Origin of the sequence: Streptomyces sp. PA03-3a (assembly GCF_033792735.1) — a bacterium.
Classification (GTDB): domain Bacteria; phylum Actinomycetota; class Actinomycetes; order Streptomycetales; family Streptomycetaceae; genus Actinacidiphila.
Genome location: NZ_JARAVM010000042.1, coordinates 1 through 16,513 on the forward strand (window position 1 = coordinate 1; position 16,513 = coordinate 16,513).

Here is a 16,513-nt window from a genome sequence, read left to right on the forward strand (position 1 = left end):
GTCCCGGCGCGTGGCCGAGCGCCACCGCCCCCGGTGGCGGGGCGCGTCCTGGAGCCTGGCCCACCGCGGCATCGGCGGCGCCTGCGGCCGCTTCGTCCGCCCCCGCGGCCCCGCCCGCGCAGGGCCCCGCCCCGACGCAGGCCTCCGCGCCGGCCGCACCGACCGCACAGCCCATCGGCGACGCGTCACGCGTCCACCAGATGTGGCCGACCGTCCTCGACGCGGTCAAGCGGCTGCGGAAGGTGACCTGGATACTGCTCGACCAGAACGCCCGGCTCGTCGGCTTCGACGGCTCGACGCTGCAGATCGGCTTCGACAACCCCGGCGCCCGCGACAGCTTCGCCAACCGCGGCCACGAGGAAGTGCTCAAGCAGGCGATCAGCGAGGCCCTGGGCGTCCAGTGGCGTATCGAGGCGATCGTCAGCCCGGGCGGCGGCCCCGGAGGCGGCGGCGGTCCCATGGGGCCGGGCGGTGGCTCCGGCGGGCCCCGTCCCGCCCCCGTGTCTCCCGCACCGTCCGAGCAGCAGCAGCAGCAGCCGCAGCCGCAGCCACAACCGCACCAGCAGTCCCCGCACCCGGGCCCGCCCCCGGCGCCTCCGTCGCCGCCCGCGGCCGCGGCCCGTGCCGCGGTGAACGCGGCGCCGGCGGCGTCCGCGTACCCTCCCGTCGCCGAAGAGCCCCCGCCCATCGAGTACGACATGCCCGAGGACGACGACCCGGACCTGGACGAGACGGCGCTCAGCGGCCACGACCTCATCGTGCGCGAACTGGGCGCCACCCTGATCGAGGAGATCGCCAACGAGTAGCCGCGGCGCCCCCGTTCCTGCTGTGGGGAACGGCACGGCCGGGGCGGAACGGGCGACGCGCGCCGCTCGTTCCCTCGTACGGGTAGCGCGAGCGGGCGCCCGAGCACGTAGGCTCGCCCTACCCGCACAACCGACGTCGTGAGGCAGGAGCGAGACCGTGATCCCCGGTGGTGGTCAGCCCAATATGCAGCAGCTGCTCAAGCAGGCACAGAAGATGCAGCAGGACCTCGCGGCGGCCCAGCAGGAGCTCGCCGAGACCGAGATCGAAGGTACGGCCGGTGGTGGCCTGGTGAAGGCGACCGTGACCGGAGCCGGCGAGCTGCGGGGTCTGGTCATCGACCCCAAGGCGGTCGATCCTGAGGACACGGAGACGCTGGCCGATCTGGTCGTCGCCGCCGTGCACAACGCGACCGCGAGTGCGCAGGAGCTGCAGCAGAACAAGCTCGGCCCGCTCGCCCAGGGGCTCGGGGGCATCCCCGGCCTTCCTTTCTAGTCCAGGCGACGAACGAAGAGGGCACAGCGTGTACGAGGGCGTGGTTCAGGACCTGATCGACGAGCTGGGCAGGCTGCCCGGCGTGGGTCCCAAGAGCGCGCAGCGGATCGCCTTCCACATCCTGCAGGCAGATCCCGCCGACGTCCGGCGGCTCGCGCACGCCCTGAGCGAGGTCAAGGCGAAGGTCCGGTTCTGCGCGGTCTGCGGCAACGTCGCGGAGGCCGACCAGTGCCGGGTCTGCCGTGATCCGCGCCGCGACCCGGCCGTCATCTGCGTGGTCGAGGAACCCAAGGACGTGGTCGCGATCGAGCGGACCCGCGAGTTCCGCGGCCGCTACCACGTGCTCGGCGGCGCGATCAGCCCGATCGAGGGGGTCGGCCCGGACGACCTGCGCATACGGGAGCTGCTGGCGCGGCTCGCGGACGGCAGCGTCACCGAGCTGATCCTGGCCACCGACCCCAACCTCGAGGGGGAGGCGACGGCCACGTATCTCGCACGCATGGTCAAACCGATGGGACTGAAGGTCACCCGTCTCGCGAGCGGTCTGCCGGTCGGCGGCGACTTGGAGTACGCCGACGAGGTCACGCTCGGCCGGGCTTTTGAAGGAAGGCGGCTGCTTGATGTCTGACAACGCCCTGGACCCCGACGACTTCGCCTCCTCGATCGTGGACCAGATCGAGAGCTTCATCCTGTCGGTACGGGAGGTCGCCAAGGGCGACGACCCCGACAGCGCGGTGCCCTACCTGCTGCTGGAGGTTTCCCAGCTGCTGCTGGCAGGCGGCCGCCTCGGGGCGCACGAGGACATCGTCCCGGAGGAGCGCTACGAGCCCGACATCGGCCCGGAGCCGGACGCCGACGAGCTGCGCCAGCGGCTCGCGGTGCTGCTGGAGCCGATCGACGTCTACTCCGAGGTCTTCGACCCCTACGTGCCGCGCAGCACGCCGGTGGCCTGCCGGATCTCCGACGATCTCGCGGACGTCGTGACGGACCTCGCGCACGGCCTGGCGCACTTCCGCGAGGGCCGGGTCAGCGAGGCCCTGTGGTGGTGGCAGTTCTCCTACCTGTCCAACTGGGGACCGACCGCCTCGGCCTCGCTGCGGGCCCTGCAGTCCCTCGTCGCCCACGTGCGGCTGGACAGCCCGCTGGACGCGCTGGACGGTCTGGACACCGACCACGGCGCCGACGACGAGGAGAGACTCGCCGCCGAGGCCGGCCGGGTGATGGCCGCCGAGATCGCCAAGCCCCTGGGGCTGCGCCCCACCCGCTGAACCCACCCGCTGAACCCGGACCCCGAACCCCGAACCCCGGTCCCAGGACACCACCGCGCCCGTCCCCTCCCGAGGGGCGGGCGCGTGTCCGTGGGGGGACGGCCGGGGGCCGTAGTGATCGGGAGCACGCTGCCCGGCGCGCATATCTCGGCGTGTCGCTGGGCAGATGGCTCGCAGAGTGGGCCCGGCGTCTCACCATGTGGTATTGAGGGGTTCGTACCGGCCTGCTCGTTAGACTGAGCCGAACGCAGTACCGGATTTGAGGAGCGCACGTGGGCCTTGTCGTGCAGAAGTACGGCGGCTCCTCCGTTGCGGATGCCGAGGGCATCAAGCGCGTTGCCAAGCGGATCGTCGATGCCAAGAAGAGCGGCCATCAGGTGGTCGTCGTGGTCTCGGCGATGGGCGACACGACGGACGAGTTGATCGAGCTCGCCGAGCAGGTATCTCCGATGCCCGCCGGCCGCGAGTTCGACATGCTGCTGACCGCCGGAGAACGGATCTCCATGGCCCTGCTGGCGATGGCGATCAAAAACCTCGGACACGAGGCGCAGTCCTTCACCGGCAGCCAGGCGGGTGTCATCACCGACTCCGTCCACAACAAAGCGCGCATCATCGACGTCACGCCGGGCCGCATCCGCACCGCGCTCGACCAGGGCAACATCGCGATCGTGGCCGGCTTCCAGGGCGTCTCCCAGGACAGCAAGGACATCACGACGCTGGGCCGGGGCGGCTCCGACACCACCGCGGTGGCGCTGGCGGCGGCCCTGGACGCCGAGGTGTGCGAGATCTACACCGACGTCGACGGCGTGTTCACCGCGGATCCCCGCGTGGTGAAGAAGGCGCAGAAGATCGACTGGATCTCGTCCGAGGACATGCTGGAGCTCGCCAGCTCCGGCTCCAAGGTGCTGCTGCACCGCTGTGTGGAGTACGCCCGCCGTTACAACATCCCGATCCACGTCCGGTCGTCGTTCTCCGGCCTCCAGGGCACTTGGGTCAGCAATGAGCCGCGAGAGGACCAGAAGGGCATGGAGCACGCGATCATCTCCGGTGTCGCGCACGACACATCCGAGGCCAAGGTGACGGTCGTCGGTGTGCCCGACAAGCCCGGCGAGGCCGCCGTGATCTTCCGGGCGATCGCCGACGCCGAGATCAACATCGACATGGTGGTGCAGAACGTGTCGGCCGCGTCCACCGGCCTGACCGACATCTCCTTCACCCTCCCCAAGGCCGACGGCCCGAAGGCGATCGAGGCCCTCAAGCGCGTCCAGGGCGGCATCGGCTTCGAGATGCTGCGCTACGACGACCAGATCGCCAAGATCTCGCTGGTCGGCGCCGGCATGAAGACCAACCCCGGCGTCACGGCGCAGTTCTTCGAGGCGCTGTCCAACGCGGGCGTCAACATCGAACTGATCTCGACCTCCGAGATCCGCATCTCGGTCGTCACCCGCGCCGAGGACGTCAACGAGGCCGTGCGCGCCGTGCACTCCGCGTTCGGCCTGGACAGCGAAACCGACGAAGCGGTCGTCTACGGAGGAACGGGCCGCTGATCACCCCGGTTCCGGTCGAGTGACCCAAATCCCAGGTCTATACCGCTTGATCGGAAGCCTGTAGGCGCCAGACAATTTCAGCTCCCTGTGTGTCGCAACCGCGCGACGCACAGGGAGCGTCCTTGTGTCAGCGCACTGCCCTACTGTGCTGCAGGCCGGGCGCGGCGCAACAGCGCCGGGAACAAGGGGCATTGGGGAAGAGTTGGTACGCATGCGCATATGTGCTACACCGTCAAAAACGGTGCCTCGGGCGTACAACCCTGACGGGGGGACGCGTGTCCAACAGTCGTGGCAGAGGCACTCGGCATCGAAGGACCCCTTGTGGGGCGGAGCAGCGCTCCGGCGCGCCCGCACGTCCGGCGGCCGTCGCGCGCAGTCGGCGGCATCCCGGTGATCGCGCCCTGGCCTGTGGTGCAGGCGCCCTCGGACCGCGGCGACACTGACGGCGCGATGTCAGTCGGGACGACCGTCGACCATCTCACCGAGACCTACCGGGCCCACTACCGCTCGCTGCTCGGCCTCGCCGCACTCCTGCTGGACGACACCGCCTCCTGCGAGGACGTCGTCCAGGAGGCGTTCATCCGCGTCCACTCGGCCCGCAAGCGGGTCCGTGAGCCCGAGAAGACCCTCGCCTACCTGCGGCAGACCGTCGTCAACCTCTCCCGCTCCGCGCTCCGCCGCCGCATCATGGGCATGCGGCTGCTCTCCAAGCCCATGCCCGACATGGCGAGCGCGGAGGAGGGCGCCTACGAGGCGCTGGAGCGCGACGAGCTGAAGGCCGCCCTGCGCAAACTGCAGCGCCGGCAGCGCGAGGTGCTCGTCCTGCGCTACTTCGCCGACATGACCGAAGCCCAAGTGGCCGAGACCCTCGGTATTTCCATAGGCTCGGTGAAGGCGTACGGCTCGCGCGGTCTCGCGGCGCTCCGCGTCGCGATGGAGGCCCCGGCATGACCAACTCGACCCCACCCGGCGGTATGGAACCCGAGAACGACATCAACGGCGGCAGCCCCGAGGAGCAGCTGAGCCCCGACGAACTGGCGCTGCGCCGGCTCATGCGCGACGCGGTGAGCGACATCCAGCCCGGGCACGAGGCGCTGGACCATCTGCGCCGTGCGGTCCCCGCCCGGCGGACCCACCGCCGGCAGCTCCTGGCCGGAAGCGCGGCCGCCTGCCTGCTGGCGCTGGTGGCGGTCCCCGCGGCCCTGCACGCGGCGAACATCTCCGGCTCGGCCAAGACCGGCGCCGCCAACGCGTCGAGCGCCCAGGACAACGGCGGCACCGACGGCGGCCCGGACGGTCCCGCCGCCGGCGCCGGCACGCCCACCCCGACCGCCGGCGACGGCGTTCCCGACGAGGGCCCCACGCGCACCAGCGGCTCGCAGGCCCAGGTCCCGCCCGGGTCCTCGGACGCCGTGGACCCCTCCGACACGCTCGCGGCCAACGCCCCGCTGTGCTCCAGCGACGACCTGGGCGAAGCCTCCGGCTACGCGGGCGCCTCCGACGGCGCGGGCCGGGTCAGCGGCTGGTTCCAGGTGGCGAACACCTCTGATCGCTCGTGCACCGTCGACGGCGGCGGCACGGTGACCTTCGCCGCCCAGGGCGCGGCCGAATCCGCCCGCATCAGCGTCGTCGACCACACCGCGAACGACGGCACCACGCTGCCCGACTCCCTCGGGACGCTGATCCTCAAGGCCGGGCAGAGCTACCGCGTCGAGTTCACCTGGGTCCCGGCCGCGGGCGGCACGGGCGGCTGCACGCCCCCGTCCACGCCGACGCCCACCGCGACCGCCACCGACAGCCCGACCGGCGAGGCGTCCGCGCCCCCGGCCGGCGACAACGGTGCCTCCCAGGGCGCCCCGGCGGCCATCGTGCTGAGCCACACCCCCGAGGCCGGAGCGCCCGTCGTCAACGCGACGATCGACGGCGCCTGCGCCGGGACGGTGTACAAGACCGGCGCCGTCGCCGCCCAGTAGCGGGGGGCGGTTCCAGGAGACGCCCGGGCGCCCCGTACCGTTGACGGCGTGTACCGGTTCCTGCTGTCCCCCCGCTGGCTGGGCGGGCACCTCTTCATGGTGTGCGCCGTGGTCTTCTGCACGTTCATGGGCAGCTGGCAGCTGAGCCGGTTCGAGGCCCGCGTCGACAGTCACCGCGCCGCCCAGGACACCCCCGCGACCGCCGCCCGCGACGCGGTCCCGCTGGAGCGGCTGCTGCCGCGGGCGACCTCCGCGATCACCACCGAGACGGCCGGCCGCACCGTACGGGCCACCGGGCGCTACGACAGCGCGCACCAGTTCCTCGTACCCGGCCGTGAGCTCGACGGACGCACCGGCTACTACGTGCTCACCCCGCTGCGCACCGGCGACGGCGCGGCCGTCCTGCCCGTCGTCCGCGGCTGGCTGCCCGGCGACGCGGACCGCGCGACCGCCGCCGGCGTGCCCGCGGCGCCCGCCGGCGAGGTCACCGTCACCGGGGCCCTGCAGGCACCCGAGGGCGCCGACACCGACGGCGCGATCGGCCGCGGCGGGCTCCCCGAGGGACAGCTGGGGATCATCAGCGCGGCCTCCCTGGTCAACCTCGTCCCGTACCAGGTGTACGGCGCCTGGATCACCCAGACCGAGGGCGTCCACGCGCCCCTGCGGGCCGTCCCGCCCGTCGCGCCGAGCGGCACCGGCCTGGACCTCAAGGCCTTCCAGAACCTCGGCTACACCGGTGAGTGGTTCGTCTTCGCGGGCTTCGTGGTCTTCATGTGGTTCCGGCTGGTCCGCCGGGAGGCCGAGACCCGGCGCGACGCCGAGCTCGGCCTCACCGGGGAGGAGGGGCCGGCCGCGGCCTCAGCCGCCGAGGTGGCGGCGGACGAAGTCCAGCTCCAGTCGTAGCTGCTTGATCCGCTCGTCGACGACGAGCGAGCCGTGCCCGGCGTCGTAGCGGTAGACCTCGTGGGTCTTGCCCAGGCCCGCCAGGCGCTCGACGTAGTTGTCGATCTGCCGGATCGGGCAGCGCGGGTCGTTGAGGCCCGCCGAGATGTAGACCGGGGCCTTGACCCGTGCCACGTACGTGATCGGCGAGGACGCCTCGTAGCGTTCCGGGACCTCCTCGGGGGAACCGCCGAACAGAGTGCGGTCCAGCGCCTTGAGCGCCTCCATCTCGTCGCCGTACGCGGTCACGTAGTCCGCGACCGGTACGGCCGCCAGGCCCACCGTCCACAGCTCGGGCCGGGTGCCCAGCCCCAGCAGCGTCAGGAAGCCGCCCCAGGAGCCGCCGGACAGCACCAGGCGCGCCGGGTCGGCGAAACCCGACTCCACCGCCCATGCCCGCACCGCCTCGACGTCCTCCAGCTCGATCAGGCCCACGCGGTGCTTGAGCGCGTCCGTCCACTCCCGGCCGTAGCCCGTGGAACCGCGGTAGTTGATCCGCACCACCGCGTAGCCGTGGTCGAGCCAGGCCGCCGGCCCGGCCGCGAAGGAGTCCGAGTCGTGCCAGGTGGGCCCGCCGTGGATCTCGAACACCGTCGGGTACGGGCCCTCGCCCCGCGCGGGCCGCTGGACGAGCGCGTGGATCCGGCCGCCCGGCCCGTCCACCCACACGTCCTCCACCGGCAGCGAGCCCGGCGCCCGCTCACCGGGCGCCTCCAGCACCACCGCGCCGGTCGTCGACCGCACCTCCGAGGGCGCCGCCGCCGACGACCACAGGAACTCCACGGTGCCGTCGGGGCGGGCCGTGGCGCCGCTCACCGAGCCCGCCGGGGTGTCCAGCCGGGTCAGCTCCCCGTCCGCGAGCCCGTAGCGGTAGATCTCGCTGCGGGCCCGGTACGAGTGCACCACCAGCAGCGCGGTGCCGTCCGGGTACCACTCCGCCGCGACGTCGCCGGGCAGGTCGATGGCGAGCGCGGTCTCCGTGCCCGCCGCGACGTCCCAGACCATCGGCTCCCAGCGGCCGCGCCGCTGGTGCGCCACCAGCAGCCGGGCGTCCCCCAGCACCGGGGCGAACCCCAGGCACTCCAGGCCCAGTTCCTTCGTGCCGCCCTCGCTGTCGTCCAGCTCCGCGACCTTCGTGCCGTCCGTCGTGACCACCCGCAGCGCCGAGTGCATCGCGTCGCCGTGCTCGGTGTGCTCGACGACGACCAGCGTGCCGTCCTCCGAGAGCGCGCCGACCCCGCCCGACTCCTCGTGCCGGTAGATCTCCACCGGCTCCGCCCCGGGACGCACGACGTGGACCGTCGTGCCCTCCTCGTCGGTGGAGCGGCCGACCACCGCGAGCCCGCCCCGGCCCAGCGCCAGGCCCGCGGGATACGAGGGCTCCAGCCCGGGCGCGGCCGGCTCGTCCGGGCCGCCCTCGAAGGGCTGCCGCATCCAGACCCCGAACTCGTCCCCGTCGGTGTCCGCGAACCACCACACCCAGGCGCCGTCCGGTGTCAGCGTCCCGTCCGACGTGCCGTTCGGCCGGTCGGTGACCTGCCGCTGCGCCCCGGTCGCCCGGTCCCACGCGTAGAGCTCGTACGTACCCGTCGCATTCGACACGAACAGGCTGCGGTGGGGGGCGTCCTCCGCCCACTCCGGCAGTCCGACGCGTGGCGCCCGGAAGCGCTTCTCCCAATCCGGCATCCCAGCCGTGACGTCGCTCATGCCACCATCAAACCCGATCGCGCCCCGCGGCGGACCGTGGCCGTCGTCACCCGCTGCGATCACGTCCCGCAACGGCGATCAGCGCCGTCCCGCGCCCCAGGTCCACCCGCGACCGCGGGGCCCCCCGTCGCCCTCCTCGTCGCGCAGCATCAGGGTGGCCCGGCGCTCGTCCAACTCGCTGCGCCTGCCCGGGGAGAAGCTCGCGTGCGGCTGCTCGAAACCGGTCGAGGAGACCTGCCCGCTCCGGCCGCCCCACCTGCCCAGGCGCAGCACCTGTGGTCGACGAAGGCCACCCCGATCAGCAGGATCACCAGGTTCGGCAGCGTCATGAAGACCACGAACTCCACCCCCATGGCCCTGCCTTCGCACGGCGCCACCGCGACGCGGCGGCCCCGCGGGCACCCGGCTACCCTCGCGCCATGACCGCCGCAGAACAGCCCCTCGTCACGCCGGACTTCGACGTCCCGGACCCGCCCGCCACCGACCGCTTCCGACTGGAACCCCTGGGCCCCCGGCACAACGCCGCCGACCACGCCGCCTGGACGTCCAGCATCGACCACATCCGCGCCACCCCGGGCTTCGAGGGCCGCTCCTGGCCGCCGCCGGAGGGGATGACCCTCGAGGCCAACCTCGAGGACCTGCGCAAGCACGCGGAGGACTTCGAGCGGCGCACCGGCTTCACCTACACGGTCCTGTCCGTGCCCGGCGGCGACGTCATCGGCTGCGTGTACGTCTACGGCTCCCGCGCCGAGCCCGGCACCGTGGACGTCCGCTCCTGGGTCAGCGCCCGCAACGCCGCCCTGGACGCCGAACTCCACCGCGTCGTCGGCGACTGGCTCGCCCGTGCCTGGCCCTTCGCGCGCATCGCCTACGCGCCCCGCTGAGCCCCTCCCGGGGCGCCCCGGAGATTCACGCGTTCGGCCCATCCGGGGCCGCCGCCACGTACGACGTGTGATGGGCTGGTGACGCAGCGGAGTCGCGGGGGGGGGGGGCGTCCGAGCGCTCCGCGACACGACCGGACCACGACCCCCGGCCCCCCGGCCCCCGCGGCCCGGGCGCCGCGTCCGGCGGTCCCTCCCCCGTCACACGGGCGCACGAGGAAGGCGTGGCGATGATCGCTGTCCTGGACACCGGCGGGATACCCCGGCGCAGGCTGCGCGGCGCGCTCGCGGTGCTGAGCACCTGCGGGCTGCTGCTGACCGCGGCCTGCGCCACCGCCGTCCCGCCGCGGCCGCCGTCCGCCGCCGGGCCGGCCGCGGACCCCACCGCGGGCGTGCCCCCGGAGCTGCGGCGCTACTACGAGCAGCGCCTCGACTGGAAGGCCTGCCAGGACGTGCCGGGCTTCAAGTGCGCCACCGTGACGGTGCCCCTGGACTACGCCCGCCCGGAGGCGGGCGACATCACCCTGACCGCCGCCCGGGTACGGGCCACCGGCGACGCCGCCGCCCGCGTCGGCTCGCTCCAGGTCAACCCGGGCGGGCCCGGCGAGTCCGCCGTCGACTACCTGGTCGCCGCCGCCGGCACCTTCTCCCCGGCCGTGCGCTCCGCGTACGACCTGGTCGCCGTCGACCAGCGCGGCGTGCGGTCCAGCACCCCCGTCGACTGCGAGACCGACACCCCGGCCACCCCCATGGGATTCGGCCTGCGGGTCTCCGACGGCGCGGCGGAGATCGCCGACTCATACAAGGCGTTCGAGGAACTCGCCGACGCCTGCGAGAAGCATGCCGGGGAACTGCTGCCGCACCTCGGCACACCCGACGCGGCGCGCGACATGGACGTCGTGCGCGCCCTCCTCGGTGACGAGCGCCTGCACTACCTCGGCTACTCGTACGGCACCTATCTGGGCGCGACGTACGCCGAGCTCTTCCCCGCGCGGGTCGGCCGTCTCGTCCTGGACGGCGCCATCGACCCCGCGCTCGACGGCTACCGGGAGAACCTGGACAGCACCGCCGGCTACCAGCTGGCCTGGGAGTCCTTCGCGGCCGACTGCGCCGCCCGCCCCGACTGCCCGGTCGGCCACTCCGTCGCGGAGGCCGGCCGCGTCCTCGACGCCCTGGTGGACAGGCTGGACGCCGGCCCGCTGCGCCAGGGCAAGGACATCACCGTCACGGGGGAGGACCTCCTCACCGCGGTCATCACGGCCCTGCGCGAGGCCTCCTGGGAGGAGCTGCGGACCATGCTGCGCCAGGCCCTGGCCGGTGAGACCGCGGAGTTGCAGCAGCTCGCGGGCGCCGACGAGGACGACTCCGGCAACGCCACGGACGCCCTCCTCGCCATCGACTGCCTGAGCTCCACCCTCGGCGCCCGCTTCTCCGACGCCGAGGCGGAGGCCGCCCTGCCCGCCTTCCTGCGCGCCTCACCGCAGTTCGGCGCCTCACTGGCCACGTTCCTGGTCCTGTGCACCCACTGGCCGGTCCCGCCGACCCAGGCCCCGCACCGGATCAAGGCCCCTGGCGCCGCCCCGATCCTCGTCGTCGGCACCACCCGGGACCCCGCCACCCCGTACCCCTGGGCCCAGTCCCTCGCCCGCGGGCTCGACTCGGGCCGGCTCCTCACCTACGACGGCGACGGTCACACCGCGTACCACCGCGGCAGCCCCTGCATCGACGACGCCGTCGACCGCTACCTCACCCACGGCGAACTCCCCGCCCCGGGCACGGTCTGCGGCTGACACACGGCGGCCCGGGCACGTCCTCCCGGCCCGCCGCGCGCCTCAGCCCCGGCCCGGCCGGATCACCCCGGGGTGCGCCGCGAAGCCGTCGACCATCAGGACTCAGGGGGAGGCCACTTGGCCGACTCCCCGTCGGCAGGCGCCGGCACCTCATGTCCGGGGAACAGGCCGCTGGCTCGCATCGCCGCGGCGGCTCGCGGGTCCATCAGGAAGACGAGTCCCTCGTTGCCGCCTGCGTAGAGGGTGTGAGCACGCGGCGCGCCACACCCGGCAGCGGCGAGCAGCCGGTTGACGACGGCCAGGGGGCGGACGGTCGACAACGCCCAGGGATCCTCGCCCTCCCAGTCCTCGGGACTCCAGACCACGCAGCGGATCCCGTTGACCGACACCACGTAGTCGTCGGCATCCGGGACCGTCTCGACCTCCACCACCACGCCGTATCGCACCAGGGCCGGTGCCAGCGCTCGAAGGAACCCCTCGACCCCGCCCTCGGCGAGTTCCTCTCCGTCCGCGAAGAACCGGACCTGCTCCGAGAGGAAGTCGGAATGCAGCGGATAGCAGCCGGTCGCGACCTCGGCCACTGCGGTCTCACGCAGCTCCGCCGGCAGGTGATCCCACAGCCCGTAGCGGTTCAGTTCCTCGGCCAGCACGCGATGACGCTCGTCACCCCGCCACGGATCATCGCCCGCGTCCCTGGACCGAAACCGTCCGGTCGCCTCGCCGTCCGACGTCACGGGGCGAAGGTACCGTGATGCGGCTCCTCGTAGCGGCTTGCCGAACAGTGAGGACGCGCCATCGCCCGGGCCGGAACGGCCCCGCAGGGCGGCGGGGACGACCCTCCAAGGCTCTGACCCTCGCGCAGATGTCACGCAACACGAGTCAGGGCCACCCAGGAGAATCTCCTGAGTGGCCCTGATCTGCATCTACGAAGTCGGGGTGGCGGGATTTGAACCCACGGCCTCTTCGTCCCGAACGAAGCGCGCTACCAAGCTGCGCCACACCCCGGTGTCGTACCGTGGCCTCCGGCCCGGCGCGACGAGGATTACTTTAGCGGACCTCCCGCTGGAGACGAAATCCGGTTTTCGCGGGCGGCTCAGGCGCCCGGCGTCAGGGTGAGCAGGGTGGCCTCTGGCGGGCAGGCGAAGCGGACCGGGGTGTAGCGGTTGGTGCCGCAGCCCGCGGAGACGTGCAGGTAGGAGCGGTGGCCGGCGGCCTCGTGGGTGGACAGGCCCTTGACCCGGTCCGTGTCGATGTCGCAGTTGGTGACCAGGGCGCCGTAGAAGGGGATGCAGAGCTGTCCGCCGTGGGTGTGACCGGCGAGGATCAGCGGGTAGCGGTCGGCGGCGAAGGCGTCGAGCACGCGCAGGTAGGGGGCGTGGACGACGGCGAGGGAGAGGTCGGCGTCCGAGTCCGGGCCGCCGGCGACGGCGGCGTAGCGGTCGCGGCGGATGTGGGGGTCGTCGAGGCCCGTGAAGGCGATCTCGATGCCGTCGTCGAGCTTGAGGCGGCCGCGGGTGTTGTTGACCCCGACCCACCCGGCCACGTCGAAGGCGTCGCGGACCTCCTCCCAGGGGTTGCGGGCGACGCCGATGGCGGGGTCGTTCTTGCCGTTGAGGCCGTGCTCGCCCCGTACGCGCTCGAGGAGGTAGCGGGCGGGGTTGCGCAGCTTGGGGGCGTAGTAGTCGTTGGAGCCGAAGACGTACGCCCCGGGGAGGTCGAGCAGCGGGCCGAGGGCGTCCAGCAGCTCGGGCACGCCGTGCGGGTCGGAGAGGTTGTCGCCGGTGTTCACCACGAAGTCCGGACGAAGCCCGGCCAGCGACTGCAGCCAGCGGCGCTTCTTGTTCTGGCCGCTCACCATGTGGATGTCGGAGAGCTGCAGGACGCGGATCGGCCGCATCCCCGCCGGCAGCACGGGCACCCGCACCCTGCGCAGGCGGAAGGACCGCGCCTCGATTCCGGCGGCGTAGGCCACGCAGGCCGCACCGGCAGCTGTGATGCCCAGGGGTACTCCGTATCGCGCGCGCATGCCCTCCATGGTGGCAGACGGCTCGTCAGGGATAAATCTCCGGCCCTCCCGGGGACGACCTGGCAGACTCGGTGCCATGACCACCACGCTCAAGCAGCGTCTGCACGACGACCTCACGGCTGCCATCAAGGGACGGGACGAGCTGACCTCGTCCACCCTCCGTCTCACCCTCACCGCGATCACCAAGGAGGAGGTCGCGGGCACGGAGGCGCGCGAGCTCTCCGACGACGAGGTGCTGACGGTGATCGCCCGGGAGGCGAAGAAGCGCCGGGAGGCCGCCGACGCCTTCGAGAAGGGCGGCCGCAAGGAGTCCGCGGAGCGTGAGCTGGCGGAGGGCGAGGTGCTGGGCGCCTACCTGCCGAAGCAGCTCGACGACGCCGAGCTGGCCGGGATCGTCGCCGCGGCGATCACCGAGTCGGGGGCCGAGGGGCCCAGGGCGATGGGCGCGGTCATGAAGATCGTGAACCCGAAGGTCGCGGGGCTGGCCGAGGGCGGCCGGGTCGCCGCCGAGGTGCGCAGGCAGCTCGCGGGCGGCTGACGGCACGGCGCCCGACCGGCGCCCACGACAGCCCGCGGCGCCCGAGGGCAGCCGGCAACGGAAGGGGCGCCGGGACCGATCGGTCCCGGCGCCCCTTCGGCGTCATGTCACGTACCGGGTGGATCAGCCCGCCCCGGTGCCACCCGTCTCGGGGGTGCCGGCCCCGGGGCCGGCGTTGGTCGCGCCGCCGCGGCCGTTGCCGCCGCCGCCGTCGCCGCCACCGAAGATGCCGCCGAAGAGGCCCTCGTCGCCGCCGTTGCCGTTTCCGTTGCCGCCGCCGGGGCCGCCGTTGTCACCGGGGCCGTGGTGGTCGTCATCGTCGTTGCGCGGCTTCTCGGGCTCGCGGATGGCCACCGTCGGGAGGTTCGAGGAACTCGTACCGGTCAGGGCACCGGACATGGCGTCCCGCCAGATCGGGCCCGGGGTGTCGGCGCCGAAGACCTTGGCGTGGTAGACGCCACCGATGGTGATGTTGGTCATGTGGCGCTTGTGGGCCGGGTCGCCGACCCAGACCGCGCCGGCCATGTCGGAGGTGTAACCCACGAACCAGGCGGCGAAGCGCTCGTCGGTCGTACCGGTCTTGCCCGCGCTGTCACGGTCGGACAGGCCCGCCTGCTGGCCGGTGCCGTCCTCGACCACGCCCTTGAGCAGCGTGTTCAGGGTGGCCGCGGTCTGCTCCGTCATGGCCCGCTTGCACTTGCTCTGCGGGACCTTCAGCTTCTTGCCGTTCGCGTCGGTGATCGACTCGATGGCGACGGGGCTGCAGTAGACGCCCTTGTTGGCGAAGGTCGCGTAGGCGTTCGCCATGGTCAGCGGCGAGACCTCCTGCGAACCCAGAGTGAGGGACGGCACCTGGCTGAGCTTCTTGCCGTTGGCCCGCTGGACGCCCATCGAGTTGGCCATCTCGACCACCGGGCAGACGCCGATGTCGCTGATCAGCTGGACGTAGAAGGTGTTGACCGACTTGGCGGTCGCCTCCTTCAGGGAGTACGGGCCCTTCTCGGACTCGTTCTCGTTCTCGACCGTGCTGCCCTCGGTGTTGACCCAGTTGCCGCCGCAGGTGGTGACGGGGCTCGGGTAGGTCATCTTGTACGGCGAGGGGTAGGTGGTCGCCGCGTCGGTGCCCTGCTCGATGGCCGCCGCCGCGGTGATCGGCTTGAAGGTCGAACCGGGCTGATAGCCGACGCCGCCACCCATGGACTGGTTGACCGAGAGGTTGATCTGGGTCTGGTTCTTCTTGAAGCCGTACGGGCGGGACTGGCCCATCCCGACGATCTTGCCCGTGCCGGGCTGGACCAGGGTCACGGCGGTGGCGACGTCGTCGCTCTTGTACACGTGCCGGCTGATCGAGTCCTGGACGGACCGCTGCGCCTTCGGGTCGAGGGTGGTGCGGATGGTGAGGCCGCCCTGGTCCCAGCGCTTGGAGCGCTCGCCCTTGGTCTTGCCGAAGGTCTTGTCGCTGAGGAAGACCTGGCGCACGTAGTCGCAGAAGAAGCCGGCGCCGTTCACGGCGGTGATGCAGCCGTTCTTGGGCTGGGTGATCTTGAGACCGAGCGGCTTCTTCTTCGCCTCGTCGGCCGCGGCCTGCGTGATGTCCTTCACGTCGGCCATGCGCTGCAGCACCACGTCGCGGCGCTTCTTGGCCTCTTCCGGGTCGTTCACGGGGTCGTAGCGGCTCGGCGACTGGACGAGACCGGCCAGCAGCGCCGACTCGGTCAGTGACAGGTTCTTCGCGGACTTGCTGAAGTAGCGCCGCGAGGCGGACTCGACCCCGTAGGCCTGCTCGCCGAAGAACGTGATGTTGAGGTAGTTCTCGAGGATCTTCTGCTTCCCCAGCTCCTGCTCGAGCTGGATGGCGTACTTCATCTCCTTGATCTTGCGACCGAGGGTCTGCTGCGTGGCCTGCTGGACCTTGGTGGGGTCGTCGCCGGCCTCCTCGACGAAGACGTTCTTCACGTACTGCTGCGTCAGGGTGGACGCGCCCTCCGAGACACCGCCCTCCTGGGCGTTCTTGTTGAGCGCGCGCAGGATGCCCTTGACGTCGATGGCGCCGTGCTCGTAGAAGCGGGCGTCCTCGATGGCGACGATGGCCTGCTGCATCGGCTTGCTGATCTTGTCGAGCCCCACGACCGTGCGGTCGCGCGAGTAGACGGTCGCGATCAGGTCGCCCTTGGTGTCCAGGATCTGGGTGCTCTGGGACAGCGGCGGTCGCTTGAGTTCGCCCGGCAGGGAGTCGAAGCCCGCCGCGGTGCCCTTGGCGCTCAGTCCGAGCGCCCCCGCCGCGGGGAGGGCGATACCGGCCAGCACGACGCCTGCCAGGACGCTGATGCCCAGGAACTTGGCTGCCTGCTGGGCTGAGCTGGTGCCGCCGCTGCTGGTGGGGCGCGATCGCTTGTGACCCATGGGGTGCAGCTTACGTTGCCATTCTTAAGACGTGGGCATGCTTGTTCGCCTACTCTGTAACAGACAGGCGCGAACACTGCGCACACGTCTGTCCTCCCTCATCACTCTTGTGGGTGATGAGAACTGCCCGAATTCCTGT

General features: G+C 72.2%; 15 protein-coding genes, 1 tRNA gene and 1 pseudogene. 11 read left to right on the forward strand and 6 right to left on the reverse strand.

All coding sequences use genetic code 11. The annotated features are described in order from the left end of the window. The 8 genes and pseudogenes from PV342_RS34930 to PV342_RS34965 form a co-directional block, all read left to right on the forward strand. A pseudogene (locus PV342_RS34930) lies at positions 1-806 on the forward strand (DNA polymerase III subunit gamma and tau); the annotation flags it as partial. A gap of 157 nt (positions 807-963) precedes the next feature. Continuing rightward, positions 964-1,299, forward strand: a complete 336-nt coding sequence (locus tag PV342_RS34935; protein WP_078619825.1) for a YbaB/EbfC family nucleoid-associated protein — start codon at positions 964-966, stop codon at positions 1,297-1,299. Between the two features lie 28 nt (positions 1,300-1,327). Beyond that, entirely contained in the window at positions 1,328-1,927 is a 600-nt protein-coding gene (recR, locus tag PV342_RS34940; RefSeq protein ID WP_018558314.1) for a recombination mediator RecR, read from the forward strand. Continuing rightward, positions 1,920-2,567, forward strand: coding sequence for a DUF5063 domain-containing protein (locus PV342_RS34945; protein WP_361011498.1), 648 nt, complete (start codon positions 1,920-1,922; stop codon positions 2,565-2,567). Before recR ends, PV342_RS34945 begins: the two co-directional genes overlap by 8 nt. Before the next feature lie 272 nt (positions 2,568-2,839). Then, the gene (locus PV342_RS34950; RefSeq protein ID WP_018558316.1) at positions 2,840-4,114 is read left to right on the forward strand and encodes an aspartate kinase; all 1,275 of its coding nucleotides are present in this window, start codon (positions 2,840-2,842) and stop codon (positions 4,112-4,114) included. Positions 4,115-4,402: 288 nt separating this feature from the next. Next, complete coding sequence (locus PV342_RS34955) at positions 4,403-5,065, forward strand: SigE family RNA polymerase sigma factor (RefSeq protein WP_500320220.1); 663 nt, start codon at positions 4,403-4,405, stop codon at positions 5,063-5,065. Continuing rightward, positions 5,062-6,087 carry a hypothetical protein gene (locus PV342_RS34960; RefSeq protein ID WP_400799400.1) on the forward strand — a complete coding sequence of 342 codons (1,026 nt, stop codon included), beginning with the start codon at positions 5,062-5,064 and terminating at the stop codon, positions 6,085-6,087. The genes PV342_RS34955 and PV342_RS34960 overlap by 4 nt, the downstream gene beginning before the upstream one ends. Positions 6,088-6,135: 48 nt before the next feature. Next, positions 6,136-6,990: an SURF1 family protein gene (locus PV342_RS34965; RefSeq protein ID WP_391576944.1), complete on the forward strand. Its 855-nt coding sequence runs from the start codon at positions 6,136-6,138 to the stop codon at positions 6,988-6,990. Here the strand turns inward: PV342_RS34965 and PV342_RS34970 are convergent. Both PV342_RS34970 and PV342_RS34975 read right to left on the reverse strand, forming a co-directional pair. Then, entirely contained in the window at positions 6,946-8,736 is a 1,791-nt protein-coding gene (locus PV342_RS34970; protein ID WP_386989785.1) for a S9 family peptidase, read from the reverse strand. The two genes, PV342_RS34965 and PV342_RS34970, sit on opposite strands and share 45 nt — an antisense overlap. A gap of 78 nt (positions 8,737-8,814) precedes the next feature. Next, positions 8,815-9,009 (reverse strand): DUF6191 domain-containing protein, encoded by a 195-nt coding sequence (locus PV342_RS34975; protein WP_500320223.1) that lies wholly within the window; start codon positions 9,007-9,009, stop codon positions 8,815-8,817. Between the two features lie 146 nt (positions 9,010-9,155). On the opposite strand from PV342_RS34975, the gene PV342_RS34980 reads away from it, so the two are divergent. Next, entirely contained in the window at positions 9,156-9,620 is a 465-nt protein-coding gene (locus tag PV342_RS34980; protein ID WP_400799393.1) for a GNAT family N-acetyltransferase, read from the forward strand. A 227-nt stretch (positions 9,621-9,847) separates the two neighbouring features. Beyond that, the gene (locus PV342_RS34985; RefSeq protein ID WP_500320224.1) at positions 9,848-11,407 is read left to right on the forward strand and encodes an alpha/beta hydrolase; all 1,560 of its coding nucleotides are present in this window, start codon (positions 9,848-9,850) and stop codon (positions 11,405-11,407) included. A gap of 95 nt (positions 11,408-11,502) precedes the next feature. On the opposite strand, the gene PV342_RS34990 is transcribed toward PV342_RS34985, so the two are convergent. The 3 genes from PV342_RS34990 to PV342_RS35000 form a co-directional block, all read right to left on the reverse strand. Beyond that, the gene (locus PV342_RS34990; RefSeq protein ID WP_400799388.1) at positions 11,503-12,141 is read right to left on the reverse strand and encodes a hypothetical protein; all 639 of its coding nucleotides are present in this window, start codon (positions 12,139-12,141) and stop codon (positions 11,503-11,505) included. A 197-nt stretch (positions 12,142-12,338) separates the two neighbouring features. Further along, positions 12,339-12,412: transfer RNA gene (locus tag PV342_RS34995), tRNA-Pro, on the reverse strand. A gap of 88 nt (positions 12,413-12,500) precedes the next feature. Beyond that, positions 12,501-13,433 carry a metallophosphoesterase gene (locus PV342_RS35000; RefSeq protein WP_329186577.1) on the reverse strand — a complete coding sequence of 311 codons (933 nt, stop codon included), beginning with the start codon at positions 13,431-13,433 and terminating at the stop codon, positions 12,501-12,503. Between the two features lie 76 nt (positions 13,434-13,509). Here PV342_RS35000 and PV342_RS35005 point away from each other — a divergent pair, with 76 nt between their 5' ends. Next, a complete protein-coding gene (locus PV342_RS35005; RefSeq protein WP_386989762.1) occupies positions 13,510-13,971 on the forward strand; it encodes a GatB/YqeY domain-containing protein in 462 nt (153 codons plus the stop codon). A 123-nt stretch (positions 13,972-14,094) separates the two neighbouring features. Here the strand turns inward: PV342_RS35005 and PV342_RS35010 are convergent, their stop codons facing one another. Further along, positions 14,095-16,374: a transglycosylase domain-containing protein gene (locus tag PV342_RS35010; protein WP_400799384.1), complete on the reverse strand. Its 2,280-nt coding sequence runs from the start codon at positions 16,372-16,374 to the stop codon at positions 14,095-14,097. Positions 16,375-16,513 lie beyond the last annotated feature (139 nt).